At 34.4% G+C, this 1,314-nt stretch carries 1 protein-coding gene; it reads left to right on the top strand.

The features are described from left to right. Window positions 1-132: 132 nt before the first annotated feature. The gene (locus tag M4I23_RS19475) at window positions 133-1,029 is read left to right on the top strand and encodes a hypothetical protein (RefSeq protein WP_249755523.1); all 897 of its coding nucleotides are present in this window, start codon (window positions 133-135) and stop codon (window positions 1,027-1,029) included. The last annotated feature ends 285 nt before the right edge of the window (window positions 1,030-1,314 follow it).

A 1,314-nucleotide genomic window follows, 5' to 3' on the forward strand; every position in this document is an offset into this window, starting at 1 on the left:
TTTAGTGCCTAATCAAGACTAAATGCGTGTTTGCATGCATCTGATTTTCCTTCGGAAAATCCTCGCACTCAAACTACGCACTATTCTTATACGTAAACGTTGTGTGTAATTTAAACCATTCGAGAATAAAGAATGATATTATCAAAAAATAGCTACTTAAAAGCAAGAGATTTCATCTTGACAAATGCGAGAATGATAGAAAGGCGTTCGTTTGAATTTCATTTTGAGAATGGAACTACGGAAGGTGTTTTTCACGCAGTTTATGCCTACCGAAATTCTGATGGAGGTTTTGGGCACGGAATGGAACCAGATACGGCATCACCAGAAAGTCAGCCTCTTTTTAGTATTATGGCACTTGAAACGCTCGATGAAGTTGGTTATCTAAACAAAGAAATCATTCTAAATGACTTTATGCCTTATTTTGAAAGCATAACTACAGAAAAAGGTGGAATTCCGTGGATGTTTAGACCCAAAAGCACCTATCCTTGTGAAGAACATTTTAAAACAGTTAAAGAATGGGCTGCTTTAAGTACTACTGCGCCACTACTTGGAATTTTGGAAAAATATAAGATTGATATTCCTTGGATGAAAAAAGCAGAACAGTTTGTTTGGAGTGAATTTGAAAGGATAAAAGACAAACATGTTTTTTGCTATTTATGTGTACCAAGATGGTTAACGTTTTTAACGTATACTAAAAGTCGAGATAAAGCTGAAAAAACAATTAACAAATTAAAGAATTGGATATTGGCTGACGGAGTTATTTGCAAAGATAAATCAGATGATGGTTGGGGACTTTATGAAAAACCTCATAGTTTAAATTATGCGCATTCTTTTGAAAGCATTCTATATTCTTTATTTACTAAAGAGACTATTGAATCTGATTTAAAAGAACTAATCAATAGACAGAAAAATGATGGTCGTTGGAACACTTGGTATGGAATTAGTGAAGGGACAAAATTAGAATGGGCTGGTATACAAACATTGTGGGCTTTAAAAACTCTCGGAAATTATAATAAAATTGAAAAGTAAATAAAAAAACTACACACAACAACGTGTATAATCAATTGCTCGGTCTGTGTGTACTCGGAAAATCCTAGCGGATTTTCCTCTGGTTCGTTTTCTTTTACTAATTTAGTTGCTAGCCAACGCAACTAACCATACACGAACACGTTGGCATTCATGTCTCACTCATCTCGAAAAAATATATAAACAAGCTTAAAAGTGGTTAAAAAAACTAACTCAACCGACTTCTGACCATTCAAAACGCAACTGTTGCGAACGACTGATTTTACTCATGCTCAAAACATCTGACTT

Origin of the sequence: Algibacter sp. L4_22, from assembly GCF_023473045.1 — a bacterium.
GTDB lineage: Bacteria > Bacteroidota > Bacteroidia > Flavobacteriales > Flavobacteriaceae > Algibacter.

Excerpts from the sequence above, each read along its gene's own strand:
- M4I23_RS19475 (WP_249755523.1), top strand. The coding sequence starts at position 133 with ATGATATTATCAAAAAATAGCTACTTAAAAGCAAGAGATTTCATCTTG.